Source organism: Candidatus Phyllobacterium onerii, from assembly GCF_028331445.1.
Classification (GTDB): Bacteria; Pseudomonadota; Alphaproteobacteria; order Rhizobiales; family Rhizobiaceae; genus Phyllobacterium; species Phyllobacterium onerii.
The window spans coordinates 284,023-310,018 of sequence record NZ_JAQMHX010000006.1 but is presented as its reverse complement, the minus strand read 5'-3'; the positions used below and the strand labels follow the sequence as shown (position 1 = coordinate 310,018).

General features: G+C 56.9%; 25 protein-coding genes, 1 tRNA gene and 1 pseudogene. 11 read left to right on the top strand and 16 right to left on the bottom strand.

The genetic code is table 11. The features are described from left to right. Positions 1–40 precede the first annotated feature (40 nt). From PHA01_RS16220 to PHA01_RS16200, 5 genes are all read left to right on the top strand, one after another. Entirely contained in the window at positions 41–202 is a 162-nt protein-coding gene (locus PHA01_RS16220; protein WP_271897227.1) for a histidine kinase, read from the top strand. Positions 203–206: 4 nt separating this feature from the next. Further along, positions 207–1,133, top strand: a complete 927-nt coding sequence (gene xerD / locus PHA01_RS16215) for a site-specific tyrosine recombinase XerD (RefSeq protein WP_271897225.1) — start codon at positions 207–209, stop codon at positions 1,131–1,133. Positions 1,134–1,174: 41 nt separating this feature from the next. Next, positions 1,175–1,681: a hypothetical protein gene (locus PHA01_RS16210; protein ID WP_271897223.1), complete on the top strand. Its 507-nt coding sequence runs from the start codon at positions 1,175–1,177 to the stop codon at positions 1,679–1,681. A 140-nt stretch (positions 1,682–1,821) separates the two neighbouring features. Beyond that, entirely contained in the window at positions 1,822–2,775 is a 954-nt protein-coding gene (locus tag PHA01_RS16205; protein WP_271897221.1) for an acetyl-CoA carboxylase carboxyltransferase subunit alpha, read from the top strand. A 126-nt stretch (positions 2,776–2,901) separates the two neighbouring features. Then, positions 2,902–2,978, top strand: a tRNA-Arg gene (locus tag PHA01_RS16200). A gap of 130 nt (positions 2,979–3,108) precedes the next feature. Here PHA01_RS16200 and PHA01_RS16195 read toward each other — a convergent pair. The 6 genes from PHA01_RS16195 to PHA01_RS16170 all read right to left on the bottom strand — a co-directional run bounded on the left by PHA01_RS16195 (position 3,109) and on the right by PHA01_RS16170 (position 8,568). Beyond that, positions 3,109–3,378 carry a hypothetical protein gene (locus PHA01_RS16195; protein WP_271897219.1) on the bottom strand — a complete coding sequence of 90 codons (270 nt, stop codon included), beginning with the start codon at positions 3,376–3,378 and terminating at the stop codon, positions 3,109–3,111. Between the two features lie 248 nt (positions 3,379–3,626). Next, positions 3,627–4,241, bottom strand: coding sequence for a DJ-1/PfpI family protein (locus PHA01_RS16190; protein ID WP_271897217.1), 615 nt, complete (start codon positions 4,239–4,241; stop codon positions 3,627–3,629). 55 nt (positions 4,242–4,296) lie between these two features. Continuing rightward, the gene (locus PHA01_RS16185) at positions 4,297–5,247 is read right to left on the bottom strand and encodes a substrate-binding domain-containing protein (RefSeq protein ID WP_183664061.1); all 951 of its coding nucleotides are present in this window, start codon (positions 5,245–5,247) and stop codon (positions 4,297–4,299) included. Positions 5,248–5,304: 57 nt separating this feature from the next. Beyond that, a complete protein-coding gene (locus PHA01_RS16180; RefSeq protein ID WP_271897214.1) occupies positions 5,305–6,297 on the bottom strand; it encodes an ABC transporter permease in 993 nt (330 codons plus the stop codon). Further along, positions 6,294–7,874, bottom strand: coding sequence for a sugar ABC transporter ATP-binding protein (locus PHA01_RS16175; RefSeq protein ID WP_271897212.1), 1,581 nt, complete (start codon positions 7,872–7,874; stop codon positions 6,294–6,296). Before PHA01_RS16175 ends, PHA01_RS16180 begins: the two co-directional genes overlap by 4 nt. Before the next feature lie 10 nt (positions 7,875–7,884). Further along, positions 7,885–8,568 carry a GntR family transcriptional regulator gene (locus PHA01_RS16170; protein ID WP_271897210.1) on the bottom strand — a complete coding sequence of 228 codons (684 nt, stop codon included), beginning with the start codon at positions 8,566–8,568 and terminating at the stop codon, positions 7,885–7,887. A 366-nt stretch (positions 8,569–8,934) separates the two neighbouring features. Between PHA01_RS16170 and PHA01_RS16165 the strand changes: the two genes are divergently transcribed. The 4 genes from PHA01_RS16165 to PHA01_RS16150 all read left to right on the top strand — a co-directional run bounded on the left by PHA01_RS16165 (position 8,935) and on the right by PHA01_RS16150 (position 13,020). Then, complete coding sequence (locus PHA01_RS16165; RefSeq protein ID WP_271897208.1) at positions 8,935–10,161, top strand: iron-containing alcohol dehydrogenase; 1,227 nt, start codon at positions 8,935–8,937, stop codon at positions 10,159–10,161. 15 nt (positions 10,162–10,176) lie between these two features. After that, entirely contained in the window at positions 10,177–11,664 is a 1,488-nt protein-coding gene (locus tag PHA01_RS16160) for an NAD-dependent succinate-semialdehyde dehydrogenase (protein WP_271897206.1), read from the top strand. Between the two features lie 16 nt (positions 11,665–11,680). Next, a complete protein-coding gene (locus PHA01_RS16155) occupies positions 11,681–12,502 on the top strand; it encodes an alpha/beta hydrolase (RefSeq protein ID WP_271897204.1) in 822 nt (273 codons plus the stop codon). A 212-nt stretch (positions 12,503–12,714) separates the two neighbouring features. Beyond that, positions 12,715–13,020, top strand: a complete 306-nt coding sequence (locus tag PHA01_RS16150) for a hypothetical protein (protein ID WP_271897202.1) — start codon at positions 12,715–12,717, stop codon at positions 13,018–13,020. A gap of 137 nt (positions 13,021–13,157) precedes the next feature. On the opposite strand, the gene PHA01_RS16145 is transcribed toward PHA01_RS16150, so the two are convergent. From PHA01_RS16145 to PHA01_RS16100, 10 genes and pseudogenes are all read right to left on the bottom strand, one after another. Then, a complete protein-coding gene (locus tag PHA01_RS16145; protein ID WP_271897200.1) occupies positions 13,158–13,334 on the bottom strand; it encodes a hypothetical protein in 177 nt (58 codons plus the stop codon). Between the two features lie 22 nt (positions 13,335–13,356). Further along, on the bottom strand, positions 13,357–14,982 hold the full coding sequence (locus tag PHA01_RS16140; protein WP_271897198.1) for a GMC family oxidoreductase: 1,626 nt from the start codon (positions 14,980–14,982) through the stop codon (positions 13,357–13,359). After that, the gene (locus tag PHA01_RS16135; protein ID WP_271897196.1) at positions 14,979–16,508 is read right to left on the bottom strand and encodes an FGGY-family carbohydrate kinase; all 1,530 of its coding nucleotides are present in this window, start codon (positions 16,506–16,508) and stop codon (positions 14,979–14,981) included. Before PHA01_RS16135 ends, PHA01_RS16140 begins: the two co-directional genes overlap by 4 nt. A gap of 31 nt (positions 16,509–16,539) precedes the next feature. Then, entirely contained in the window at positions 16,540–17,382 is an 843-nt protein-coding gene (locus PHA01_RS16130) for a class I fructose-bisphosphate aldolase (RefSeq protein ID WP_271897195.1), read from the bottom strand. Next, a pseudogene (locus PHA01_RS16125) lies at positions 17,355–19,099 on the bottom strand (glycerol-3-phosphate dehydrogenase/oxidase). Before PHA01_RS16125 ends, PHA01_RS16130 begins: the two are co-directional and overlap by 28 nt. Positions 19,100–19,110: 11 nt before the next feature. Then, positions 19,111–20,106, bottom strand: a complete 996-nt coding sequence (locus tag PHA01_RS16120; RefSeq protein WP_271897193.1) for an aldo/keto reductase — start codon at positions 20,104–20,106, stop codon at positions 19,111–19,113. Next, positions 20,103–21,113, bottom strand: a complete 1,011-nt coding sequence (locus PHA01_RS16115; RefSeq protein ID WP_271897192.1) for a sugar-binding transcriptional regulator — start codon at positions 21,111–21,113, stop codon at positions 20,103–20,105. Before PHA01_RS16115 ends, PHA01_RS16120 begins: the two co-directional genes overlap by 4 nt. Before the next feature lies 1 nt (position 21,114). Continuing rightward, positions 21,115–22,104 (bottom strand): ABC transporter permease, encoded by a 990-nt coding sequence (locus PHA01_RS16110; RefSeq protein ID WP_271897190.1) that lies wholly within the window; start codon positions 22,102–22,104, stop codon positions 21,115–21,117. Positions 22,105–22,126: 22 nt separating this feature from the next. Then, entirely contained in the window at positions 22,127–23,668 is a 1,542-nt protein-coding gene (locus PHA01_RS16105; protein WP_271897188.1) for a sugar ABC transporter ATP-binding protein, read from the bottom strand. 68 nt (positions 23,669–23,736) lie between these two features. Further along, positions 23,737–24,765: a substrate-binding domain-containing protein gene (locus PHA01_RS16100; RefSeq protein WP_224510994.1), complete on the bottom strand. Its 1,029-nt coding sequence runs from the start codon at positions 24,763–24,765 to the stop codon at positions 23,737–23,739. A 436-nt stretch (positions 24,766–25,201) separates the two neighbouring features. Between PHA01_RS16100 and PHA01_RS16095 the strand changes: the two genes are divergently transcribed. Together PHA01_RS16095 and PHA01_RS16090 are read left to right on the top strand one after the other, a co-directional pair. Beyond that, positions 25,202–25,642, top strand: coding sequence for a low affinity iron permease family protein (locus tag PHA01_RS16095; protein ID WP_271897185.1), 441 nt, complete (start codon positions 25,202–25,204; stop codon positions 25,640–25,642). Between the two features lie 179 nt (positions 25,643–25,821). Beyond that, the gene (locus tag PHA01_RS16090; protein WP_112524174.1) at positions 25,822–25,971 is read left to right on the top strand and encodes a DUF1127 domain-containing protein; all 150 of its coding nucleotides are present in this window, start codon (positions 25,822–25,824) and stop codon (positions 25,969–25,971) included. Positions 25,972–25,996 lie beyond the last annotated feature (25 nt).

Genomic DNA, 25,996 nt, shown 5'->3' with positions numbered 1-25,996 from the left:
ACCCAGTGCCAAAGCCGACAAAGAACGATTCAAACAGAAAATGCCAACGCTTACACGATTGATTTTCATCCTCGCGATTCTCGCGGGGCTCGTCTATGCCGGCATGGTTGCGCTGGTGACTTTCGTGCACCCCACGCAGACGGAAATGACCATTCGTATTCCCTCTGAAAAACTTAATCCGAAGCCGGATACCCCGAAATAAGCCAATGCGAGCAGCAGCAGCTATAGAGACTTTCCTCGAAATGATGAGCGCCGAACGTGGTGCCGCCCAAAACACGTTGGATTCGTATCGGCGGGATCTGGAAGATGCTGCAGGGTTCAGCGTTGCAACAGGTATCCAGTTGACCTTTGCGGAGCCCGGAACAATACGATCCTATCTCGACGACATCGCCGGACGGGGTTACGCAGCCACGTCTCAAGCGCGGCGGCTTTCGGCCCTGCGCCAGTTCTTTCGCTTTCTTTATATGGAGAATATTCGTACCGACGATCCGACCAGCACGCTGGACACGCCGAAAAAGGACCGCTCCTTGCCAAAAATTCTTAGCGAGTCTGATGTGGAAAAACTGCTTTCCCGTGCTGAGGAAGAGACCCTTGACGCACAATCATCTGGTGCCGTTCATCTCCAGGCGCTGCGACTACATGCGTTGCTCGAAATTCTTTATGCAACGGGCCTGCGTGTCTCTGAACTTGTTGGTCTCCCGGTGACGGTCGCACGCTCGGACAGTCGCTTCCTCATGGTTCGCGGCAAAGGTTCGAAAGATCGTGTCGTCCCCTTATCTGGCAAGGCGCGCGACGCGATGGCAAAGTATTTGGCGGTGCGTGACGCATTGCCCAATCTCTCCGCCAGTGTCTGGTTGTTCCCGGCCATATCCGAAAGCGGCTTTCTCGCACGACAGGTGTTCGCACGGGAACTGAAAGGGCTTGCTGCGCGAGCGGGCCTTAAAACATCGGCGATATCGCCCCATGTTTTGCGTCATGCCTTTGCCAGCCATCTCTTGCAAAACGGCGCGGACCTGCGCGCTGTGCAACAACTACTCGGCCATTCGGATATTTCGACCACGCAAATTTACACACATGTGATGGAAGAGCGGCTGCATCAGCTTGTCACGGAGCATCACCCTCTGGCAGACTAAATGCTGGCTCACCGATGGAGTGGACCCAGCAAACTGGCGGAATGGCCATGTGGCAGCTGTTGAAGAGATTGTTTTACAGATCAGAGTCATCGTCTGTCGAACCCGACAGCGAAGTGATCCACTTTGACGAAACGGGATTTAGCCGCTCCAGCCATTTGGCCCGCACAATGAATTGGCGGCAAAGCTGGCGCTGGGATGAAATAACAGCGTTTGGATTTGACTTCTCGCCCTCCATGTTTCCTGATCCGTGGTTCGGCGATGTCATGGAAGGCCGCTGGTTCTTTGCTGTAACCAGCGAAAGCGGACCGGAACACATCTATTTTGACCAGACTTGGCTCGACATCGATCACCTGCCACCAGTTCTCCTGCAAAATCTGTCGGGGCTTGATCTAGACGAAGTGCGGCAGGGACTGATCGCAGCAGCTGGCGGCTTTCACAACTATGCAGGTGAAGGCAGATGGATTGGCTGGCAGCGCAGCAAGACCCCAAAGCGCGCGAGGCGCTCAAATGCCGCCAAGCCGGTGAAACGCAAGAGTCCCGCCAAATAAACCACCATCCCTTTGCCGCAATTCCCTCTATAACGTGCGCCGCCAATGCATGATCTCAGCCTTGCTTCCTTGACATGCGCCTCGGCAACAGCCAGTTAGGTCGTGAAAAATCCACCGTTTTGCAGGCAGACCCCTCGTCCATGTACAACTACCTTGACTTTGAAAAGCCGGTTGCTGATCTCGACGGCAAAATTCTCGAGTTGAAGAAGCTCGCCGAGGAAGGCGACGCTCTCGACACCAACGAAGAGATCATGCGGTTGGAAAAAAGGTCCGCCGAGGCGTTGCGCGATCTTTACCGCAAGCTCACCCCCTGGCAGAAGGCGCAGATTGCGCGTCACCCGGACCGCCCTCACTGTGTGGACTATATCTCCAAGCTCTTCACCGATTTCACGCCGCTTGCAGGTGACCGCAACTACGCGGACGATGATGCTGTCCAGGCCGGTCTCGCCCGCTTCAATGGTCAAGCCGTCGCCGTTATCGGGCAGGAAAAAGGCAACGACACCAAGACACGCCTCAAACACAATTTCGGCATGGCCATGCCCGAAGGCTATCGCAAGGCCGTGCGCATCATGGATCTGGCTGACCGTTTCAACTTGCCGGTGATTACGCTCGTCGATACAGCGGGTGCCTTTCCGGGGATCGCGGCGGAAGAGCGCGGACAGGCGGAGGCCATTGCCCGCTCGACCGCCGCTTGCCTCAATCTGAAAGTGCCGATCGTCTCGGTTATCATCGGAGAAGGCGGGTCCGGCGGAGCCATAGCGATCGCCACGGCCAACCGTGTCTACATGCTCGAACATTCCATCTACTCGGTGATTTCACCGGAGGGTGCAGCATCCATTCTCTGGCACGATTCCACGCGGGCCAAGGATGCGGCGACCTCCATGCGCATTACCGCTCAGGATCTTTACGAATTGAAGATCATCGATGGCATAATTCCCGAACCGATGGGCGGCGCGCACCGCGGCAAGGATGCAGCGATCGAGGCAACGGGCAACATTATCAACGTAGCTCTCAAATCCATGGGCAATATGGATCGCGACATGCTTAGACAGGATCGGCGCGATAAATATCTGGCCATCGGCCGTAGTCTTTAGCCTCCAAAGAAACCGCAACCTGCAATCCATCTGAAAATAGTTGAGGTTTTTTAAGCGAAGCTGCTTGCAATTCATAGCTCAACCGATTACCAACCGCGCTGCGCAGACTAACGCGCATTGTGGCACGCGCCCGTAGCTCAGCTGGATAGAGCACCAGACTACGAATCTGGGGGTCAGAGGTTCGAATCCTTTCGGGCGCGCCATCAACTCACGAAATCACCAAGCGATTTGAATCAACGGAAAATCACCGCTGGAGCATTTTGCCTTCGAGGTAACCTCTCGGGTAACATTTGGCTGTCCGAAGAGCGGGAATCATGAATCCAAGGCGCGCCGTCAACGCGCTCCGTAAACAATCAGCATCCACAGAATAAACATCGGAAACAGGATGTTGAATGCTCCAAAGGCCATGCCGAACCAATACATTTTCGGATTGTTTACCCTGCTGTATTCAGCGCCCCGGCCAAACCAAATTTCTGAATGCCACGCTTTCGTTAACATCGGAACGAAGACGTAGACCGCATACGCGAAGTAGCAGACAATAAAGAGCGAAACGAGCATTTCTATCCCCAAGCTGGTTGCTCCGAGCCGCCTTGCCGCGGTCATAACGTCTTCGGGGCGATGTGTCCTGTCGAGAATACCAAAATAGGCGGGTTCCCATGGTCGTCAGCGGCATTCTCGTGCGTGCTGGCCTCAACGCGTATTAGCGCCTAAAACGTTGCCACCGAGTGAGGCAGTAAGCCTTGTCGAATACTAATGGAACCTAACTGTTCAAGACAGTGTCAAACAGGGAGCCGGATGGCCTCCCATTTTGGATGGCCATCCGCTGTTCCTTGTGAATTTCCAGCAAGCTGTCACGCAGCTTTCGCAACGTCTTCGCTGTGGTGGATTTCCGTTCCCAGCACTTTGAGGCATTCCCTGATAAAGGCTGCCAGTGCAGTCCAACCCTTGGCGGACACCATCGTGCCATCAACATAGGCTTCTGTCGGCGATAGATCGACGTAAGTGCCGCCTGCAAGCGTTACCTCCGGCTCGCAAGCGCCCAACGCGCCTACTTTTTTGCCGCGTACGACGCCATCCACCGCAATAAGAATCTGCACGCCGTGGCAAATCGTAAAGATTGGTTTCTGCTTGTCATGAAAGTGCCGGACGATCGCCTGCACGCGCTTGTCGGTACGGATATATTCAGGGCCGCGGCCGCCTGCAGCGTAGACGGCATGATATTGATCAAGCTGTGCCTCGGCCTCCGAGAAAGTCTTGTTGATTGTAAAGAAGTGACCGAGCTTTTCGGTATAAGTCTGATCTCCTTCGAAGTCGTGGAGTGATGTCTTGATCAGGTCGCCGGCTTTCTTGTCGGGGCAGATTACATGCACCGTGTGTCCAACGGCCTCCATCGCCTGTTGGTAGACGAAAATTTCATATTCCTCGGTGAACTCACCGGTCAGCATCAGTATCTTCTTGCCTGGCATGATTTGCTCCTCTTGGATAGGTTGAGGCGGCGCGCGCGGCCTCGTTAGTGAATGTTCAGAACGGTGAATCCGGAAAGTAATACTCCTTCGCGTTCTCCTGGGTGATCAGCGGCGCATCGAGTTTTACTGTGCCGCGCACAGGCGCTTGGCCGACGATGTTGGCGACAGTCATATAGATTGCCGTCTTGATCATGGCAGGTGGATAAGGTGTCTCTACGGGTGTCATTGCATCGCCGTCGATGACCTTCTTGACGATGTCCTTCATGCCATTACCACCGAGCGCCAGTTTGATATCCTTGCGCCCCGATTGTTTCACGGCTTCCAGCACGCCAAGAAGCATATCGTCGTCATTGGCCCACACCGCATCAATCTGTGGATACTTTGCGAGATAGTCCTGCATTAATTTGAAGGCTTCATCACTGTTCCAGTTTGCATACTGGATATCCAACACCTTCAGATCGGTGCCTTGGATCGCATCCTGGAATCCCTTGATGCGTTCGTCATCGATGACGGTAGGGATGCCACGCAGGACGACGAGATTGCCCTTACCTTCAAGTCTGTCGATCAGGAACTTTGCGGTGTTTCGTCCCACGGCGATGTTGTCACCGGCAAGGTACAGGTCCTGGATCGACGAGTCATTCAGACCTCGGTCGACGACGGTGATGAAAGTGCCCGCGTCCTTGACAGCCTTGACCGGCGTCGTCAGTTCCTCAGAGGTATATGGCAAAATCACCAGCGCGTCGAGCTTACGCCCTGCCGAGAGATCCTCCAAGGCGCTCACCTGAGCCGACGCTGATGGTGAAGTCTTCACGATGACTTCAACATTCGGAAAGGCGGCGTTGATTTCCTTGGCAGCAGCCTGTGCATGATAGACGATGCCGGCCGTCCAGCCGTGGTCGGCTGCTGGTATCGATACCGCAACAACCTTCTTGTCGGCAGCCAGCGCCTGGCCGGCGATCAATAGTGCACCCACGGCGGCAGCCGCAATCCATTTCGTAGTAGACATTCTTTCCTCCCAGAATTTGGACTCAACAATTAGGAACCCGCGCGGTCCAGACGCGGATTATTTCGAAAACCGTTGGATAAGCATGGCGATGATGATGATGACCCCTTGGACACCCGCCACGAGATATTCCGAGACGAAGTCGGACAACACCATCAAGTTGGCAATGAGTTCAAGGATGACGGCGCCAGCGACCGTCCCCCAAACATGGCCCTTGCCTCCACGGAGAGCCGTTCCGCCAATAACAACCGCGGTGATAACCTGCAGCTCCCAAAGTACCCCCGTGGTCGGCGTTGCCGCGCCGAGGCGAGGCACATAGCATATTGCGGCGACAGCGACGCATGTGCCCTGAATGGCGTATGCGATAGTGCGTGTCTTGATTATCGAAATGCCTGAGTAGCGCGCGACATCCTCGTTAGCCCCTACAGCCGCGCATTTTCTTCCGTACTTCATCTTGTAAAGAATGAAGGAGGCGACTGCGGCGACTGCCACCGAGATGATGATCGGCAGCGGTATCCCTACAAACGTGCCAAAGTAAACGGGGCGATAGGCGTCGCGAAGGCTGCGATCGATAGGGATTGAGCCCCCGTCGGACATGTAGGTGATCAGCGCCCTGAAGATGCCCATCGTGCCGAGCGTAGCAATGAATGGCTCGATCTTGCCGATTGTAACTATCAGGCCGTTCATCAGGCCACAAAGAAGGCCGACGACAATTGCCACCGTCATTCCGGCCGGAATTGCTAATACGCCCCATTCCGGTGCCATCCTGTTCATGAACATGATGGTTATCCCGGTAATGAAGGCGGCCATCGATCCGACCGAAAGATCCAATCCTCCAGATGAGATCACGAATGTCGCCCCAACAGCGATAATAGCAATGAAAGCGCTTCGCGTGACAACGTTGCCGAGGTTTGTTGCCGAAAGAAAATCCGGATTGATCAGAAACCCGATCAGCATCAGCACGACGAGAGCGACAAAGGGGCCCACATCTGTCCAGCCGATATTCCATTCCCGCTCAGGCCGGATCGCCGTCGAACTCGCTATAATTGTCATTTTCTTCCTCCCACGTTGCCGTCGACCGCGGCGTCGCTTGTCGCCAGAAGCGCTACATTATGTTCCGTCATAGCGTCGCCCGAGACCTCTCCTCTTAGGCGTCCTTCCCGCATCACCAGGATCCGATCGCAGATACCGATCAACTCCTGCATTTCCGAGGAGATGACGATGCACGCCTTCCCTTCAGCCACTAGGCTTTGAATGAAGGCGTAGATCTGGGCCTTGTTGGCGATATCAATACCCCGCGTCGGTTCGTCGACGACAACGACGGATGGAGTGATGAGCAGGACCTTGGCAAGCAGCAGTTTCTGCTGGTTGCCGCCGGAAAGTTGTCCGGCCTTCACCCCGAAGCTCTTAAGCCGGATGTCATACTGTTCGACCGCGGCCCTCAAGGCATCCTGCTCACGCGATCGCCGCAGGAAAATGCCCGGGTGAAAGCGGGTTAGTGCCGAAAGCGTCAGATTGGGCGCCAGCCGTTCGTGAAGCAAAAGACCTTTCCCCTTGCGGTCCTCCGTAAGGTAACCAATACCGGCATCGAGCACCGCGCGAGGCGAACGGATATTGATCGGCTTGCCTTCAAGTTCGACGGTGCCGGTTGCCGGACGCAGCCCCATGATGCCCTCGAAGAGCTCGGTGCGGCCAGCGCCGATCATTCCGGCGAAACCGAGAATCTCTGATTTGTGAGCCTGGAACGAGATGTTTTTGGCGAACCCTGGAACAGAAAGGTCACGCACCGTTAACATCGCCTCGCCAGCGGCTTTGGTGCGCTTTTCTGGATAGAGGGCAGCGAGATCTCGGCCGACCATAAGGCGCGCCATATCCATCTGGCTGAGAGTTCGGCCGGGATAGGTCCCAATCTTTTTGCCGTCACGCAGAACTGTCACTTTGTCGGCCAGCCGCTGCACCTCATCGAGACGATGGCTGATGTATAGGACTGCTGCGCCCTGTTCCTTCAGCTGCAGAATAATGGCAAGCAGTCTTTCGACCTCTTCCCCCGTGAGGACAGCGGTCGGCTCGTCGAAGATGACGATCCTGTAGTCGTCCAGAAGCGCGCGTGCAATCTGGACAAGTTGTCGATCCGCCAGCGCGATGTTTCGCACAAGAGCGTTCGGTGACACCAGACAACCGAGTTCGGTAAGTTTTTCCGTCGCAAGACGCCGCATCGTCCGGTCATCTACGACGCCATTTCGCGTCAACTCGCGGCCAAGAAACAGATTTTCCGCAACAGTTAGCGCTTCGGCCAGCAAAATTTCTTGGTGGACAAGGGCAATGCCGGCATCTTGAGCCTGCTCCGGCTTGGCAAACCGAACATGCTGGCCACTAAGCGCCAGTGTTCCGGCGGTCGGCTCGATATAGCCTGACAAAAGCCGCATGAACGTCGATTTGCCCGCTCCGTTTTCGCCGATGATTGCATGGATCTCGCCCGGCAAGATATCGAGCGTAACGTCGGACAACACCGTGACCGGTCCGTATTGTTTGGAGACACCCTCGGCGCGCAGGAGAGAGTGGCGAAGGGGATCGGCTTTTTGCGCCACAACCCTCTCCCCCTCTCTTTCGATGCTTAAGACACTGGACATCTTCCGGTCCCTACTCGAATGCCGGTAGCAGCCGGTCCCGCGAACGCTCGAGGTGGATCCGCATCGCCCTCTCGGCACCGGCGGCGTCACCTGCCGCGAATGCGGCGAGCAAGGCTTCGTGTTCGTCCAGCGCTTCCTCTGTCACGCGAGAATGAAACATCAAGCGGAAGATATGGAAGTGCGTGTGCTGGTGGTTGAGCGTCTCCCGGATGAGCTCGTTTCCGGCAATTTCCATAATCTTGTCATGGAATAAAGCGTCTTGCCTTGCGAACGTGGAGTAGCGAAGCCGCTCGTCGGTGTCTTCGCGACGTCCCATCATACCCGCGGCCGTCTGAAGAGCGGCAAGCTTTTCCTTATCCATCGCGGCGGCGGCCCGCGCAGCACTGTCCGGTTCCAGGAGAAGGCGGAGTTGGTAAAGCTCGTCAAACCGCCGCCTGGCGATTTGTGGCGCCGCGCTGTATCCAATCAAATGGGTCTTTACGACCAATCCCTCACCTTCGAGGCGGCCAAGCGCTTCCCGGATCGGTGTTTGCGAAACATTCAACTCTCTAACCAGATTGTCGACTGTAATGCGTGATCCAGGCGCTATTTTCAACGACATCAACTGGGCGAAGATCGCGTCGTAAACGCTGCCTGACAAGCTGTTGGAACGTTGGATAAACCCACTCGTATCCGGCGCATCGGTGAGATTCATTGAATTTCGGTTTTGCATTTTTTGCCTCTTGACATCACCAATCGCTAACACGATGCTCGGTGATATGCAATACTATATCCTATAGGATTTTATATCGGGAGCCTTTGCGGTGGAAAATATGGGTTTATTGCCTCTCAAAGTTTCGGGAGGACACGCCTTTGTAAGCAACAGCTCATTCTGTGTTGAGCGAGATCGGATCCAACGTATCTGCGTGTTGCGGAGCTGGGATTCACCGCTGGTTCAAATCGCCCAATGCTGGAGACCAAGCCGTCGCACAACGCGAGAAGGTCGATGCTGTTCAGACCCGCGTGGGAGACAATTTCGCGCCTAATCTTTCGATAAATTCTCTGCCAAAGGACATTGACGATGACCCTCTTTGCCGCCATCCGGCTTCCAAAAGAAATCCTGTTCGGCAAGGGACAGCGCCACGCTTTGCCCATCATCGCTGCGCGACTAGGCAGGCGGGCGCTGATATGCACGGATGAGCGGTTCGCAGGAACCCCGGTGTTCAGCGATATCTTGGCCGCCCTAAGGAATGCGTCAATTGAAATCATGGTGCACGACCGGGTCCTTCCGGACGTTCCGCGCGATTCTGTCGCCGTTTGCGTGGAGGAAGCGCAATCTTTCGCGCCAGATATGGTGATCGGCATCGGCGGTGGGAGTTGCCTGGACATGGCAAAATGTGCCGCGCTTCTTTTAAGCCACGGCGGCAGCCTTCAGGACTATTACGGGGAGTTCAAGGTTCCGGGCTCGACGCTACCAGTCATCGCCGTTCCGACGACGGCGGGAACCGGCTCTGAAGTCACACCGGTCGCGGTGATCTCCGACCCCGACAGGACGCTGAAGGTCGGCATATCCAGTCCCTATCTGATTGCAGCAGCGGCCATCTGCGATCCGGAGCTTACAATGTCGTGTCCTCCAGGACTGACCGCTATCGCTGGCGCCGATGCCCTCACACATGCGATCGAGGCCTTCACTGCTAAACGACGCGGTGCCGATCCTGACTTGGCGCAAAACCACGTCTTCATCGGCAAGAGCGCACTGACGGATCATTTCGCTTTGCTCGCCATCACCCTTCTCGGCCGCAGTCTGGAAGCGGCTTACAGGGACGGCTCTGACGAAAATGCCAGGGCCGATGTGATGATGGGAGCATTAGCGGCAGGCTGTGCATTTGGCACCGCAGGGACCGCAGCTGCCCACGCCATTCAATACCCGGCGGGCGCCTTGACCCATACCGCACATGGGCTCGGTGTCGCGACTATGATGCCCTATGTGATGAACTACAACCGATCCGTCTCAGCGGCTGAAATGGCGCAGATCGGTTCTGCCCTTGGCCTCGGGCCATGGGAGGAGGCTACCGAAAGAATGGCAAAGGCCGCAATTGAAGAGATCCGCAGGCTCTTTGCCGCTATCGGCATTACTGGAACGCTCGCGGAACTCGGGCTGTCCGCCGACAAGATTGGGTGGACCGCAGAGCAGGCGCTAGGCATCGATAGATTGATCAAAAACAACCCGAGATCGTTTGATCTCGATGCGATGAAGCGTCTCATTCAAGCAGCCTACGACGGCGACCTAGCCGCTTCCGCAGTCTAAACCCCGAGGATTGAAATGAACCTTGCACAACAGATGCCTCAGCCCGATCGCCAACTGCCAAACATTCAGGCTGCCGCTCGCGGCCTTTATATCGATGGAGCTTGGCGACCTGCGCAGAATGGACATGAGATCGACGTTATCGATCCTTCCACCGGAACCGTCCTTGCAACGGTTCCCGACGCCACCGTCGAGGATGCTCGCGCAAGCATCGATGCGGCGTCCGCGGCCGCCCCGGCGTGGAGCGCGACTTCGCCCCGAAAACGATCCGAGATCCTGCGTCGCTGTTTTGAACTGATGACAGAGCGCGCCGAGGAACTGGCGACCCTGATTTCCATGGAGAATGGCAAGGCTCTACGTGATGCGCGCAGTGAAGTTTCCTACGCGGCCGAATTCTTTCGCTGGAATGCCGAGGAGGCCGTGCGCATTACTGGCGAGTTCGGTATCGCACCATCCGGTGCGAACCGGATCATCGTGGATTATCAACCAATAGGCATATGCCTGTTAATCACTCCATGGAATTTTCCCGCAGCGATGGCAACACGCAAGATCGCGCCTGCATTGGCGGCTGGTTGCACTGTGATCCTGAAGCCCGCCAGCGAGACGCCCCTGACGGCCTACGCGCTCGCTTCTATTTACGAGGAAGCCGGCGTTCCGCCAGGTGTCATCAACGTCCTGACGACTAGCGAGCCGTCCTCATTTGGTGCTGCGGTTCTTGCGGATCCGCGTGTAAGGAAGCTCTCATTTACAGGGTCGACTGGTGTCGGTCGTCTCCTCCTTGCAGAAGCGGCCAAGCACGTCGTCTCTTGCTCGATGGAACTCGGTGGCAACGCACCGTTCATTGTGTTCGACGACGCCGACCTGGACGCTGCAATCGATGGCGCGATGGTCGCGAAGATGCGCAATGCCGGCGAGGCATGTACCGCAGCGAACCGACTTTATGTCCAGTCCGGCATCTACAACGCATTTGCAGAGGCGCTCACAAAGCGGATGGAAGCGCTCAATGTCGGGGCAGGGATCGATCCGCTGACCGAATGTGGTCCAATGATTACGCAAAAGGCGGTGGAGAAGATCGACCGACTGGTCAATGATGCAAAGGGCAGAGGGGCGCGCGTCCTCTGCGGCGGGGAGACGCCCATACGCACCGGTTTCTTCTACCCGCCAACGGTGCTCGCGGACGTTGCGGCCGACGCGGAAATGGCCCACGAAGAGATCTTCGGCCCCGTCGCGCCTCTCTACCGTTTTGAAACGGAGAAAGAGGCAATAATTCAGGCTAACGATACCGAATACGGACTTGCAGCATACGTTTACACCCGAGACATTGCCCGGGGTTTACGTGTTTCGTCCGGCCTTGAAGCTGGCATGATCGCCTTGAACCGGGGGCTGGTATCTGACCCAGCCGCACCGTTCGGCGGCGTCAAGCAAAGTGGGCTTGGCCGCGAGGGCGGTCAGCACCACGGCATTGCTGAATTCATGGAAGCCAAATATATTGCAGCGAGTTTTTAGAGCGGTGGAACGATCATTGGAAACCGACCCGTTTCGCATCCGCGCCCATGTGGAGGACTTCGACACGATCGTCGCTGAGATCGTCGCCGCAAGCTATGCCACCCGCCATACATTGCCGATGCTGGCAGATGTTCCCTACGGAAGGGACGCGAGCGAAACCCTGGACATCTTCTTTCCGGAAGGACCTCGGAAAGCTCGGCCGGTACATATGTTCATCCACGGTGGCTACTGGCGGATGTTTTCCAAGCGAGACTATTCCTACGTCGCCGATACCATCACCCGCGTGGGTGCCGTTGCCGTCATCCTGGACTACGCATTGATGCCGCATGTCAGGTTGGACGTGCTGGTCGATCAGGTTCGGCGAGCCAGACAGTGGGTGCATGACCATATCTCGCGATATGGGGGCGATGCGTCGCGGTTGACTATAAGTGGCCATTCCGCTGGCGCACATCTCGCAAGCTTTCTGTTCCAAAAGCAGGCCGAGAGTTCTGGTATTGCGGCGGCCCTGCTGCTTGGCGGTATCTACGATCTAAAACCACTACAAACGTCATTTCTTCAGGCGGAAATCGGTCTTACCGACCAGGAAGTCGCCGCCTTCTCGCCTTTGTCGCATTCTCATAACGTACACACAAACGTGGTCGTTGCCGCGGGCAGCGATGAAACACCACCGTTTCATCAGCAGGCGGATGCCTTCACGGCGTCGTTACAACGACAGGGATTGAACGTTGCCAGGGAAACAATCGAAAATTCCAATCACATGAGCAGCGTCCGCGATCTCGGTCGCCACGAGTCCGTAACTGCCCGGCTTTTGAGCGAACTCATCGAAAGACATTCGTGAGATATATATTGTGATCAGGCGGCTCGAAGACGGTTGAGCTCAAGTACACGCAGTGGAAAGCCAAACTCATTGTCTTTTAACGATGTTGGACAGGCAAGTGTTGATGCCAGCTCGCTCAGGATCTGGCATCGCCTTGTGAAAAAGTTTGAGTTGACCGTTTTCAATGGCGAGGCGACACTTGCAACCCGCAGCAAGTCAAGAGGAAAAAAACGATGGATGAGCCAGACCGCTGGCGCCACATGGCGAGCGCGCCGAAAGACGGTAGTCGAATCCTCGTAACGATTCGTTCGTCCGAACAGGGGCAGGCAGAAGTCGACCTCGCCTATTGGTCGAATGGTGACCAATTCGGTGCCGAAGGCTGGCGCGCCTCTGATTCCTCACCGGGTCGGGTCGTCGAATATGCTGAGCCAGAATTGAAGTGCTGGATGCCGATGCCCTCGGCCGATCTTAAGCGCACTTCTCTGCCCTCACCCTGGGAAGGCGAAGACGCCGAGCAGCTGGACGGTTCAGGGATTTAAGGACTCGCGTCGTAGCAAAAACGGCCGATGCCGTGTTGTGTGAAACGGCCAGCGCAATGAACCGCTCGGGCGACAAACTATGAAGTGCTAGAATCTTCAGCCGAGAAGAGGCCGCTGTCCGACTGTTTCTCAATATCTTACGCAAGAAGCGAACTTGCGTAGCGTTTGCGAATCTCGTTCCAGCGATCAGCGGCGGCCGCTGTATAGGCGCGCTTGAGTTTCACGTTGTCGGCGCGGATCGGCCATTTCCCGAGCGGAAGATCGAACTCGGCTCGATATTGGAGAAACCACCGTGTCCGTCCACCCGAAGTCATTTACTGCGACCAGGTAATGTTGTCAGTTACCCTGAAGAATGAGATCGGCAGCTTTTTCCGCGATCATGATGACGGGGGAGTTTGTATTCCCTGAGACTATGGCTGGCATTATTGAACCATCCACTACACGTAGTTTTTCCAGCCCGCGGACCTTAAGCCTACTATCGACCACAGCTAGATCGTCGCTGCCCATTCTGCAGGTTCCGACCGGATGAAAGATCGTTGTTGCGATGTCGCCTGCACGCTGGATCAGTTCCTCATCGCTCTGATATCTGCGGCCGGGAAGCATCTCTTCCGGCCGGTACTTCATGACGGCCTTTGCCGCCATGAGATTGCGGGCGTGACGGATGGACCTGGCGGCAAGCAGTCTGTCGCCGACCGTAGAGAGGTAATTCGGTCGGATGTCCGGCGCAACTCTCGTCTCCGGTCCGGAAATATGCACGGTCCCCCGGCTTTCCGGACGGAGATTGCAAACCGAAACAGTGACGGCCGGGTAGTGGTGCAAGGGCTCGCCAAGGCGATCGGTGCTGAGCGGCTGGACGTGATATTCAAGATCTGGTGTCATCAATGCCGGATCGCTCTTCGCAAAAATGCCGAGCTGGCTCGGTGCCATCGAAAGTGGTCCGGATTGGCGGAAAAGATACTCCAATCCCATCCCGGCGCGCGAAATAAGATTGTGGTAGAGCTGGTTCAGCGTCTTCGCACCTTCGACGCGGAACACCGTGCGAATTTGTAGATGGTCCTGAAGGTTGCCACCGACGCCTCGAAGTTGGTGAAGGGGCTCGATTTCTGCGCGAGAGAGGATTGCGGGGTCGCCAATCCCCGAAAGTTCGAGGATTTTGGGCGAGTTGATTGCTCCTGCCGAAAGGATAATTTCTCCCGCGGCAGCTGCAACGCGGGCCTTGCCCCGAAGGCCATAGCGGACACGTGCCGCGCGCTTGCCATCGAACTCTAGGCGTTCAACCTCGGCTTCGGTGACAACGCGAAGGTTGCGCCGCTTGAGAGCCGGGCGCAGAAACGCTTTGGTCGTATTCCAGCGGAACCCGCCGCGTTGATTCACCTCGAAATAGCCCGAGCCCTCATTATCACCCGCATTAAAATCATCGGTCTTGGGAATGCCTAGTTCTTCCGCGGCATCCCGAAAAGCATCGAGGATGGGCCACGAAAGTCGCTGCCGTTCCACGCGCCACTCCCCGCCCGCACCATGCATGGAAGTGCGCCCGCGATAATTGTCTTCGGATTTCAGAAAATACGGCAGGACATCATCCCAGCCCCAGCCGGTATTACCTGCCTGCCGCCAATTGTCGTAATCGGCGGCTTGCCCACGCATGTAAATCATTCCGTTGATCGACGAACATCCGCCGAGGACCTTGCCGCGGGGATAGGGCAAGGAGCGGTCGTTGAGGCCAGGTTCCACCGCCGTCTTCATCATCCAGTCGGTGCGGGGGTTACCCATGCAGAAGAGATAGCCGATCGGCACATGAATCCAGTGGTAGCGATCGCTGCCTCCAGCCTCGAGCAGGAGAACGCGATTTTTCGGGTTCGCCGACAGCCGGTTAGCAAGGACGCAGCCCGCCGATCCCGCTCCTATGATAATGAAGTCGTAGACGCCCTCGTCGTGCGCGGCTTCATGGGCATGCGGGTTCACGCTGCCACCTCCGTTGCGGATGCTCCGCTTCCTGCCATGCGCCGCCAGATCGGCGCCATTGCATCGGCGATATCCAGGTAGAGCCGGTAGCGGTAGTCATAATGGGCCGAGCGCGCTGAGTCCGGCCTGTAGTGGCGGTCAGTTGAAACCATTGCCGTGGCGCCAGCCTCGAAACCGGCAAACATGCCGACGGCGGTTCCTGCGGCGATCGCCGCGCCAAGGGCGCCAGTCTGGCTCGAGCGGGCGACCGTGACGGGTACTCCCAGCACATCCGCGAAAATCTGCGGCCAGAGCAGGCTGCGCGAACCACCTCCTGATAGCACCGCTTCGTCGAACCCGGCGCCTGCGGTCCGCAGGGTTTCTATGTGCTGGCGATGGCCGAACGCGACCCCTTCCAGCAGAGCGTGGATTAAATGGCCCTTGGTGTGCCAGCCGGCAATTCCATAGAATGCGGCTCGCGCGTTGCCGTCCTGCTGCGCACCATAGAGAAACGGATGATAGATTGGATCATTGATCGCTGGCTGCATCGAGGAGGCAAGTTCGCAGCACACGTCGAACGGTGAGCGTCCATCCGGCTGTTTTCCCGGAAAGAATTCGCGCACGAACCATTCGAGATTGGCGGCAGATGTAGCGCTGGACTCGATCGCCATGTAGCGATCGCGATCAAAGGTCGATGACATGAAGACCGGCCCCTCCAATCGGGGCTGGTCGATAATCACCTGATTGATGCTCCAGGTTCCGGCGATGATCGACGCCGCGCCCGTGCGTGTGACGCCCGAGCCGATAGCCGAAGCGACCACGTCGAAGAACCCGCCTATGACCGGTGTACCCACGGAGAGACCTGTTTCCGCCGCCGCCGCTTCCGTCACCCTTCCGGCTATGTCAGCACTTTCGATCAGTGGCGGCAGCATATCCATGCAGTCACCGAGCCCGAAGGCGGCCATCAGGTCACGATCATAGCGGCGCTCAGTGACGTTCAGCAGCCCGCAACCCGCCATGTCGGAAACTTCGCTGACGCGCTGGCCGGTGAGCCGATTGACGATAAAGTCCTTGCAGAGGAAGACCGTACCGATCTTGCCGAATGTTTCCGGCCGATGGCGTTTGATCCAGGCAAGCAATGTTGGTGTCTGGGAGGGCCACGGGCGTTGCAGGCCGATGGGATATGTACGATCGCCGACGCCTTCGGCCTGCCATTCCTCGACAAGTCCGGCTGCCCTTGTATCGAGCGACTGGATGGCGAGCAGCGGCTCCCCCTGCCGGTCAAGCGCATAGAGCCCGTTGCCATGGCCCGCGCACCCGATTGCTGCGATTTCCGCCGGCTCGATGCCCGCCTGCTCGATACATGTCCGAATTACCAGCTTTGCATTTGTCCAGAGTTCACCAAGCCCACGCTCGACATGTCCTGGACACGGCATGCTGCTATGTCCCTCCTCGGCAACGGAGGCAATCTCGTTGCCCTGCCGGTCGAAGATCACCGCTTTGATGATTGTATTGCCGGCATCCAGCCCCAGAAGATATTTTCCCATTCCGAACCCCTCCTCAGGTCCTTATTCATTCTCAGCCTTGCTGATAGCGCGCGTAGGCGTCCTCGCCACTGGCATCGTCATGGATGATTGCCATGAGTCCGCGCACCACGGCACCCGGGTTGGAGTGCTGGTAGATGTTGCGGCCGTAAACCATGCCCATCGCGCCCTGCCGCATCAAGGCTGCCGATTTATCGAAGACGGCCCGCAAATCTTCCTTTCCGCCGCCCCGCACCAGTACCGGGCACCGCGCTGCCTCGACTACCCGGTGAAAATCCTCTGCGTTGGTCGTGGGATCCGCCTTGACGATATCCGCGCCCATCTCGCGGGCAAGCCGGGTCAGCGTGACGATCTTGTCCGCGTCGCCATCTACCATATAGCCCCCGCGTTCGGTAACCGGCTGCATGACGAGGGGTTCAATCATCAACGGCATGCCATATTTTTCGCAATCGGCACGCACACGCGAAATGTTTTCGACGCACTGACGAAACAGGTCAGGCTCGTCCGGCAGCATAAACAGGTTGACCACCACGCAGGCAGCGTCGAGTTCGATAGAACCGACCAGCGGATCGGCCTGATTTTGCAGAACAGCCCACATGTCGCGATGGCGGACGGGATTATAGGGGTTGCCCATGTCGATGCGCATGACGAGAGCCGGCTTTTCCTTGCCTGCCACGTTCTGGAGAAGATCGGCCTGACCATAGTTCATCTGGATCGCATCCGGAGCCGCGGCAACCAGCGTCCCGACCACACCTTCCATATCCTCAAGACCATCCAGGAAAGTTGGTTCATTGCACACGCCGTGATCGATCGCCACGTCGAGGCAGCGCCCGTTGCCGAACAGTCGGTTCATCCGGACCTTTCGGTTGTTTCGCATATCGTACTCCTTGTTCATTGCGTGCTGTAAGTGTTTCCAGGCCGACTCCATGGCGGACGGCGAGAAGATCGAGGAACCGAGACCGTTCGGCAGCCTTGAGTGCCGGTGACCAGTGCTTTTCATCTGCGATGAGCTCAAGGGCCACATTCGTCATATCGAGCGACAACTGTCCGCTGATAGCGAGCGTTGTTCGTCTCAGCAGGAGATCATCGAGATGTTCGACGCATTCATGGCGTATGAGGAACAGCATCTCGCGAGTGGAGTAACCGGCGACCGGCACGGGTTCGTCCGCTCCACTGGCTATGAAGCCGGCAATCGGGGCGGCGGCTGTTCCATATCGTTCGAAAAGCTCGATTATGCGTGCTGGCGCAAGGCCCGTTGCGGAAGACGTGCGCGCTATCCAGTCTCCGGTATCCGCCGGGAAAGCGCGCCCGCCGCCAATGGGACGGTCCGCCGTCGTCAGATGACGGGTTCTCTGCAGGCGACCTAATGCCATGTCCGCAGCGAGTTCTCCAAAGGAGCGAAACGTCGTCCATTTGCCGCCAATCATGCATAGCACCGCAGGAACGCCATCAGATTCGATGAACGTGCAAAAATGATCGCGCGGGATACGCCCGGTGAACTTGTCCTTGCTGGCGGGAAGCGGCCTGACACCGGAGAACTGATAGACGATTTCCTCCGGCCGGATTTGAATATCAGGCAACACGAAGGCGAGCGATTGTAGGATATAGTCCCGTTCATCCGGGGTGCAGACAACAGTTGCCGGGTCATCGATCCGAATATCGGTGGAACCAACCAGAACCTTGCCGAGATAAGGAAACAGAATGCAGACACGGCCATCCTCATTCTCGTAGTAGATCATATGGCCATCGAGAGCTTTGGAGAGTTCGGCATTGTCGATAATCAGGTGCGAGCCTTTGGTTCCGCCCATCAGCGGAGCCGGCAGAGTTTCCGGCGAGAACAGGCGGGCATTCGCGATATCGATCCAGCCACCCGTCGCATTGATGATGAGTGCCGGTTCGATAGCCGTCGTCGTGCCGCCAACAAAGTCCTGCACAATAAAACCACCGATCCCGTTGCTTCGGAGCTCAGCATAGTTGAGGGCACGTGCGCCCGGTCCCGCGGACAGCCCATCCTGCAGCAATTCGATTCCGATGCGTTCCGGCTGCCTGACCCATGCATCGTAGTAGGTTGCCGAACTCTTTATCGCCGGATTGAGTTTGGGCCATTTGGCAAGTGTTCCCCGCCGTCCGCGAAATCGATGCCGAGGCATCAGGGCACGCTTGCGTGTCAGAAAATCATAGATGCTCAGCCCTGCCTTGATGGCGATAGCGCCACGGCGGCTGGGTTTGCGGCCGAGGCCAAGGAAGCGAACTACGCCATTTGCAAGACCTGAGAAGACGTCGAAAACAGGAACCATGGTTGGCAGAGGCGCGATAAGATGCGGCGCATTTCTCAATAGCCGATCGCGCTCGACAAGCGATTCCCTCACCAGATTGAACTCGCCGTTTTCAAGATAACGCAGGCCGCCATGCACCATCCGAGACAAGGCGGAACTGGCACCGGAACAATAATCGCTCTTCTCCACAAGCAGTACGTTGAGACCCTGAAGGGCAAGCTCACGGAATACACTGATCCCGTTGACGCCGCCGCCCATGACACACACGTCCACCTTCGGACTCCGGCGAAGCCCGTCGAATATCTCTTCACGATTCATGATGCAGCCCGTTACCTGTCCATATCTGCAAGTTTCACTGCGATGGCCGCGTCAATGGCCGAAAGGTCTTCTTTGCCGAGCCGGATCGCTCCGGCTTTTGCATTCTCCAGCGCCTGTTCCGGATTGCGCGCACCGCACAACGCAAACGTCACGCCTTCCTGCGCCAGCGTCCAGGCGATCACCGTCTGTGCAATGCTGGCATCATGCCTGCTGGCTACCGGCTGAATTGCTTCAGCGAACTCGCGGGCCTTTGACCTGTTGTTGACCGAAAAACGCGGATTGTCTTTGCGCTGATCATCGCCGGAAAATGTGCGGTCCGGATCGATCGTTCCCGAGAGCAGTCCCAGCGCCAGGGACGAATAGCTCAAGGTCGAAACGTCGTTCTGCCGGGCCATAGGCAGGAGGTCCTTCCCGATCTCCCGGTCAATCATGCTGAACTTTTCCTGGATAGCATCAAGCGAGCCGGTTGCGATGTAGGCGTCCAGTTCGGCCGGACTGAGATTGCTTGCTCCAATTGCCCGGATCTTGCCTGAACTGCGTAGATCCTCCAGCGCCCGGACGGTTTCCTCGATCGGGTTCGTGGGGTCCTGCCAATGGGTGATGTAAAGATCGATGTAATCCGTACCCAGCCGGGTCAGGCTTGCTTCGACCTCGTGGAAAATAGCGTCGCGTCCAAGGTAGCGGTGGACGGGCTTTCCATCCTGGTCAAAGAAGTGCCTGCCTTTTCCTGTGTGCCAAACGAGACCGCATTTTGTGGCAATGACCGCTTTGTCCCGCCGCCCTTGAAGGGCTTTACCCACGATCTCCTCAGACCGTCCCAGCCCGTAAGCGGGTGCCGTATCGATCAGAGTGACCCCCGCGTCGAGAGATGCGTGAATTGCCGCGATTGACTGCTTTTCGTCGGTCCCGCCCCACATCCAGCCACCGATGGCCCACGTCCCAAGCCCGACCGCAGAGGCTTGCACGCCTGACCTGCCTATCGAACGCGCCAATTGATCACCACTCATGCCAAGGCTCCTTCAGCCGCCGCAATATCCAGAATACGCTGTCCAGTCGCTTCATCTGTAACCAGCGTATCCAGATGGTTGCCACGCATGATGCTGAGGATTGGCCGTGCCTTGTTGGGTCCGCTCGCAACACCGATCTTGCTTGGGATCAAGGCGAATTCCCGCAACGTCAGCGACACAAGAGAATCATTGAGGCTGTAGCCGCAAACCTGGCCTCGATCGTCAAGCAGATGCGCTAGGAGCTCGCAGCTCGCGCCGGACTGCTCTATCGAGAGCCTGTCGGTACTGGAGGATGGATGCAAATCATAATAGCTTGAATCGTCGGTCAGGATCGACCCGATGCCAACAAGTGCCACCTTCGCCTCCCGTGCCCGTTTGAATACATCTGCTACCGAGCGCATGTTGATCAGCATCGCACGTTCTGCAGCGCTGTCGGCAAAGAGCGGCGCATGAATTTGATAGGCGCGTCCGCCGAGTTTGTCCGCCATGGATGTCGAAACATGGTTCACGTCGGTGTAATGCTTGCCCTGAACGCATCCCGTGGCTGGAACAACTTCGACATTGAATGAACGTTGTGCATGCAGTCCCGCAACCACGGCACTGACGCCCTTGCCGCCGGTGATGCAGATCGTGTCACCATCGGCGATTTCATCGAGAAGCAGGCGCGCCGCAGCCTCGCCAACGGCCTGAAGCGCGGTCTGCGGATTGTCGGAAACCGTTGGTACGACAACAGCCCGATTAATCCCGCCGAGCGCCAGCAACCGCTCCTCCAGATCAATCAATGGCTCGACCGGGGATTTGATCTTGATCTCCACGAGACCAAGCTGCCGGCCACGCTTGATCAGGCGGTTCACAGTCGGTTGCGAAACTCCGAGCTGGTCGGCGATCTGGGCCTGCGTGAGACCCTCCAGGAAATGCAGCACCAAGGCCTGATGCATTTGCCGCGCAATAACGATTTCTTCGCGGGGCGCCGAGGACGGTTTTGTGTTTAGTCTGACGATCGTCATGTCAGGAAGCCTTCCGCTTGTGCAGAAAATGATCGATTGAGACGGCACCAAGCAGAATGCACCCCTTTATCATGTCCTGCCAGTAGACCGATACATTAAGCAGGACCAGAGAACTGGTCACTACCGACAGCAATGCTATCCCAAGAATGGCACCAAGTATCGTCCCCGACCCGCCATTGAGTGATGCGCCACCAATGACCGCAGCGGCGATAATGTTGAGCTCCATCCCGACACCGAACGTCGGCGTAGCAGCGCCAAAACGCGACATGTAGATGACACCGGCAAAACCCGCGAGCGTCGAGCAGAGCACGGTCACCCAGAATTTCACATAGTTTGTCCTGATGCCGGAATAGAGCGCGGCTTTCTCGTTACTGCCCGTATAGAAAACCTTGCGCAGCGCCGTTGCACGCCTGAGCAGGAAGTCGAACAGCACGACAACGGCGACGAAGATGATGATGACATAGGGCAGACCGTGGAAACTGCCCTGCCCAACGGCCTTGAACGCGGGAGGCAGGGTAAAGAGGGAGAGCGGCGTTCCCTTGGTGATGATAAGGCACAGGCCGCGCACGATGACCATGCCGGCGAGCGACGTGATAAAGTGATTGAGCCCGACTACGGTGACGAAAAAACCCATGACGGCGCCAATAAGCGCGCTTGCGAGAATGCCGATGAGCGAAGCGCTCCATGGATCGAGCCCCGCGAGGAACAGCGAGCCCGACAGGACCATCGCGAAACAGACGACGGAGCCGACGGCAAGGTCAATGCCGCCGACAATAAGCAGGATCGTCATCCCGACGACAACGATGCCTTCCACGGAAAAGCTCATCAGCATCGCGCGGAAGTTTCCGAGTGTCAGAAAATGCGGTGATGCAAAGCTCATGGCTATGCAAAGTGCTAGAATGATTGCGACCAGCCCTGCCTCCCGCATCGAGCCCAGTCTTTTCCAGGAAGGGGCTCGCACGGCCGTTGTCCCCATCGTCTCAGCCAGCATTTTGTCGTCTCCCAAACTTTTCTCAGGCGGCATCTTCTGATGCCAGCCGGTTTTGTAAATTTTGCGCATTGACGCCGGACGCGAGCCGGATAACCGCTTCCTCGCTCATGGCTTCCGCATCCAGTTCACCAGCCACCGTGCCTTCGCGGATGACAATCACCCGGTCACACAGCCCTAGCAGTTCGGGGAGTTCGGAAGAAATGACGATGATGCCAATTCCGGAGCTGGCAAGTTCGCGCAGCAGCGTGTGGATTTCGGACTTCGCCCCAACATCTATGCCACGCGTCGGTTCGTCCATCACTATCACCTTGGGCTGGACAGCGAGCTGTTTGGCAATCGCAACCTTCTGCTGGTTACCGCCGCTGAGCGAGGACACCGGTGCATCGACACTGCCCATGCGAATATTCAGTTTCCTGGCGAAGTCGCTGGCCAGCGTTGCTTCTGCCCCGGCGTCGATCAACCCAAGGCGCCCGGTAAGCGCGTCCAGGTTGAGAACCGAGATATTCTGGGCGATCGAAAGGTCCAGGAATACGCCGGAGCCCTTGCGGTCTTCCGACAGATAAACGAGACCTGCGTTCACCGCGTCCGCATAGTTTCTTATCGCCTGCGGCTCGCCATGGATCAGGATTTCGCCGCTCGTAATGGGTCGCAAGCCGCAGATCCCTTCCGCGATTTCCGTGCGGCCGGAGCCAATGAGACCACCGATGCCAAGGATTTCGCCCTTCATAAGCTCGATGTTTACACAATCAAAACGGTGATCGTCGCCAAGGGCGCGAACCGAAAGAACCACCTCATGCGATCGCTCCCCGGCGGGTTGCTTGGGGGGATAGAGTTGCGTAATCTCGCGCCCGACCATAAGGCGTACAACGTCGTCAGGCTTAAGATCGGCAACGGGCTCTGTCGACACATGGTGGCCGTCACGCAGAACAGTCACCCGGTCGCAAAGGTCGAATATCTCGGCCATGCGGTGGCTGATATAAATGATCGATATCCCGTTGGTCTTCAAACCGCGGATGATCTCAAAAAGTATGCGCGTTTCCGCTTCAGTCAGTGCGGCGGTCGGCTCATCGAAAATGAGGACACGGCAGTCGAGCGTCAGCGCCTTGGCGATCTCCACGAGCTGTTGGCTGGAGATTGGCAGATCACCCACCTTGCGGCGAACGTCGATTGGCGCTAGCCGGTTCATTACGTCTTGTGCCTCGCGTTCCAGCTTGCGGTAGTTCATCAGCAGCGAGCGCTGCCGGCTGGTGGTTGCCATGAAGATGTTTTCCGCAACGCTAGCGTCCGGGCAAAGCGCGATTTCCTGGTGGACTAGTCCCAGACCTAAAGATTGTGCAGCGGCAGGCGATCCGATCTTCACCGTCTTGCCTTCCAACACAATCTCTCCCTCATCCGGTTGCAGAACACCTGCGATGATATTCATCAGCGTTGACTTGCCGGCGCCGTTCTCACCGCAAAGCGCATGAATCTCACCACGGCTAAGGGAGAAGCTCACGTTCGTCAGCGCCTTCACTGCACCGAAATGTTTTGTGACGTTGCGGATATTCAGAACCGGATTTCGCATGACGCACTCTTCCAACTGGCTTCGCAAGGTGGCTACCCGGACGTGCCGTCCGGATAGCCGGCAATGGCTTATTCCTCAATGCCTTTGGTGCCACGGCGCTTAAGGTATTTGTCCCAGAAGAAATCGTCCGCATTCTCGGCGGTGACAATGGAAAGCCCGTTGTCCACGAAGGGAATGCTCATCGGGTTGAATCCTGCACGCTTGGCGTCGTTCATGGGATCGATCAGTTCCGGATGCTTGGCCAGCCAGAGCAGCATGAAGCCCATGTAGCCCTGCATGCCCTGATTGGGGTTGATCGAGCCGAAGACTTCACCGGCCTTGATCATGTCAAGGATGTTGGCGTTGACGTCCGCACACATGACGAGAATCTTGCCACCGCTTTCCTTGTTGGCCTGGGCGGCGCCGATGGCCGAGTTCGCCTCCGGCATGAAGACGGCCGCGAGATTAGGATTGGCCTGAACGATACTCATCAAGCCCTGATAGGCCTTCGTCGGATCCTGGTTTGAGGCTGCTCTGCCAACGAGCTTCATGTCGGGCCACTTTGCCTTCATACGGTCGATAAAAGCCGTGACGCGCTTGTCGTGGTTATCCTGCCCGGGATTCTCGAGGACGGCATATTCGCCCTTGCCTCCGAGCTTCGTGGCGATGGCGTCGGCAGCATAGGTGCCCTCGCGTATATTGTCGGACGTGATGAAGGAAATTCGCTTGGAAAGCGGCGAATCGGCCGCGAATGTAACAACTGCCGTGCCTTGACCGATCGCCCGGTTGATCGGCTCTATGAATGGATCCGAGTTCATCGGGTGAACGAGAATGCCGGCAGGATTCTGCGCAAGTGCCTGGTCGAAGCTGGCGATCTGCTTGTTGACGTCATATTCCGGTGTTCCGGTATAGGCAGTTTCGCAACCGAGCTGCTTTCCCGCCTGCTTGAACATTTCATAGACAGGGAACCAGTATTCAACGCCAGAAACCATGACGTTCATGACGTATTTTTCGCCTGGCTCGCAGCGAAACGGCGATTCTTCGGCAGCTTTGGCAGGGGCTGCGGAATACGCCATGACCAGGACTGCCATGGCAGTTGTGCTTAAAAAAGTGCGCAAGTGTCCTCCTCGAGGCCGAAGCCCCTCCCATTGGTTTCGTGGTGCCTCGCAAGCCACCACTATTCGTTGTGAAGTCCAGCAATCCTCCTCGAAATGCTGTCGGGAGCAATCAAGCCTAAAAGAAAATCCTTGTCAATATAATTCAATACGTGAATTATAATTCACGCATTGTGTCTCCGGGTTTCTATTGAAGCTAAGTTGTCTACGATCCACCATGGTCGAGGGAGCCAAACAAATGATGGGTGCTTCGCATGGTGGCGCGCACTGCTGCACGATAGAGTTCCCAGACTACGAATCGCCGAGGTTCGAATCCTTTCGGGCGCGCCATTTCCCCACAGTCTCCCGATCCAACCACCCTGGGTAGCCTGCAGCGCCTCGTGGAACATTTCGCGCCGCACCAAGTTATCTCCTCGCTGCTTGTCAGGAGGACGACACCATGTTTGGCAAATTGTTTACGCGGATCGCCAACGACGTTGCACTGGCTGCTGGCAAGCCGCTTACCTTCATACTCTGTTGCTTGATCGTTGTCGTTTGGGGGGTGACCGGCCCAATTTTTGGCTTTTCCGATACATGGCAATTGATCATCAATACGGGCACGACCATCATTACATTTCTCATGGTCTTCCTTATCCAGAATACCCAAAACCGCGATGGCGTTGCGATTCAGGCAAAACTCGACGAGTTGGTACGCGTCAGCGAGGCTAAGAACGCCTTTATCGGCATTGAGCATCTGACAGAAGAAGAGGTTGAGAAGTTCCGCAAGCAATGTGAAGTCGCTGCCAAAAAGGCTGACAAGGTGTTGGCGGAAAAAACTGCAAACCATTCCGCTCAACGTCGCTCGCCTGCGAGAACGTCCAAAGCGAAAGTCCGAGCCTGATCAGCAGGCAAGAATGTCAAATCGACCTTCAGCGCCTGACGTTTCGCACGGAGGTGATCCATCATTTCGTTGCAAAGCAGCTATGCAAACTTGTCACTGCAAGTTCGGCAGGCTGTCTACTATATGAGCAGCATGATCGAAAAATGATCAAACAAACAAGAACCTACAAGGTGAGTGAAATGAACCTGATCCGCTCTTACAATAACTGGCGCCGCTATCGTGATACCGTCACGGAACTGAACCGCCTGTCCGCACGTGAACTGAATGACCTTGGCATCTCCCGCGGCGATATCTCCTTCGTCGCCAGGAAAGCTGCTTCTGCTCAGTAGTAGAATTCGATTAACCTCCGGGACG

Bases quoted from the DNA above. Each gene is read 5' to 3' on its own strand.
- PHA01_RS16120 (WP_271897193.1), bottom strand. From the start codon at position 20,106: ATGAGTGGTGATCAATTGGCGCGTTCGATAGGCAGGTCAGGCGTGCAA.
- xerD (WP_271897225.1), top strand. From the start codon at position 207: ATGCGAGCAGCAGCAGCTATAGAGACTTTCCTCGAAATGATGAGCGCC.
- PHA01_RS16175 (WP_271897212.1), bottom strand. From the start codon at position 7,874: ATGTCCAGTGTCTTAAGCATCGAAAGAGAGGGGGAGAGGGTTGTGGCG.
- PHA01_RS16130 (WP_271897195.1), bottom strand. From the start codon at position 17,382: ATGCGAAACAACCGAAAGGTCCGGATGAACCGACTGTTCGGCAACGGG.
- PHA01_RS16180 (WP_271897214.1), bottom strand. From the start codon at position 6,297: ATGACAATTATAGCGAGTTCGACGGCGATCCGGCCTGAGCGGGAATGG.
- PHA01_RS16205 (WP_271897221.1), top strand. From the start codon at position 1,822: ATGTACAACTACCTTGACTTTGAAAAGCCGGTTGCTGATCTCGACGGC.
- PHA01_RS16105 (WP_271897188.1), bottom strand. From the start codon at position 23,668: ATGCGAAATCCGGTTCTGAATATCCGCAACGTCACAAAACATTTCGGT.
- PHA01_RS16185 (WP_183664061.1), bottom strand. From the start codon at position 5,247: ATGTCTACTACGAAATGGATTGCGGCTGCCGCCGTGGGTGCACTATTG.
- PHA01_RS16115 (WP_271897192.1), bottom strand. From the start codon at position 21,113: ATGACGATCGTCAGACTAAACACAAAACCGTCCTCGGCGCCCCGCGAA.
- PHA01_RS16145 (WP_271897200.1), bottom strand. From the start codon at position 13,334: ATGACTTCGGGTGGACGGACACGGTGGTTTCTCCAATATCGAGCCGAG.
- PHA01_RS16190 (WP_271897217.1), bottom strand. From the start codon at position 4,241: ATGCCAGGCAAGAAGATACTGATGCTGACCGGTGAGTTCACCGAGGAA.
- PHA01_RS16210 (WP_271897223.1), top strand. From the start codon at position 1,175: ATGGCCATGTGGCAGCTGTTGAAGAGATTGTTTTACAGATCAGAGTCA.
- PHA01_RS16195 (WP_271897219.1), bottom strand. From the start codon at position 3,378: ATGACCGCGGCAAGGCGGCTCGGAGCAACCAGCTTGGGGATAGAAATG.
- PHA01_RS16150 (WP_271897202.1), top strand. From the start codon at position 12,715: ATGGATGAGCCAGACCGCTGGCGCCACATGGCGAGCGCGCCGAAAGAC.
- PHA01_RS16095 (WP_271897185.1), top strand. From the start codon at position 25,202: ATGTTTGGCAAATTGTTTACGCGGATCGCCAACGACGTTGCACTGGCT.
- PHA01_RS16090 (WP_112524174.1), top strand. From the start codon at position 25,822: ATGAACCTGATCCGCTCTTACAATAACTGGCGCCGCTATCGTGATACC.
- PHA01_RS16165 (WP_271897208.1), top strand. From the start codon at position 8,935: ATGACCCTCTTTGCCGCCATCCGGCTTCCAAAAGAAATCCTGTTCGGC.
- PHA01_RS16110 (WP_271897190.1), bottom strand. From the start codon at position 22,104: ATGCTGGCTGAGACGATGGGGACAACGGCCGTGCGAGCCCCTTCCTGG.
- PHA01_RS16160 (WP_271897206.1), top strand. From the start codon at position 10,177: ATGAACCTTGCACAACAGATGCCTCAGCCCGATCGCCAACTGCCAAAC.
- PHA01_RS16135 (WP_271897196.1), bottom strand. From the start codon at position 16,508: ATGGGAAAATATCTTCTGGGGCTGGATGCCGGCAATACAATCATCAAA.
- PHA01_RS16220 (WP_271897227.1), top strand. From the start codon at position 41: ATGCCAACGCTTACACGATTGATTTTCATCCTCGCGATTCTCGCGGGG.
- PHA01_RS16170 (WP_271897210.1), bottom strand. From the start codon at position 8,568: ATGAATCTCACCGATGCGCCGGATACGAGTGGGTTTATCCAACGTTCC.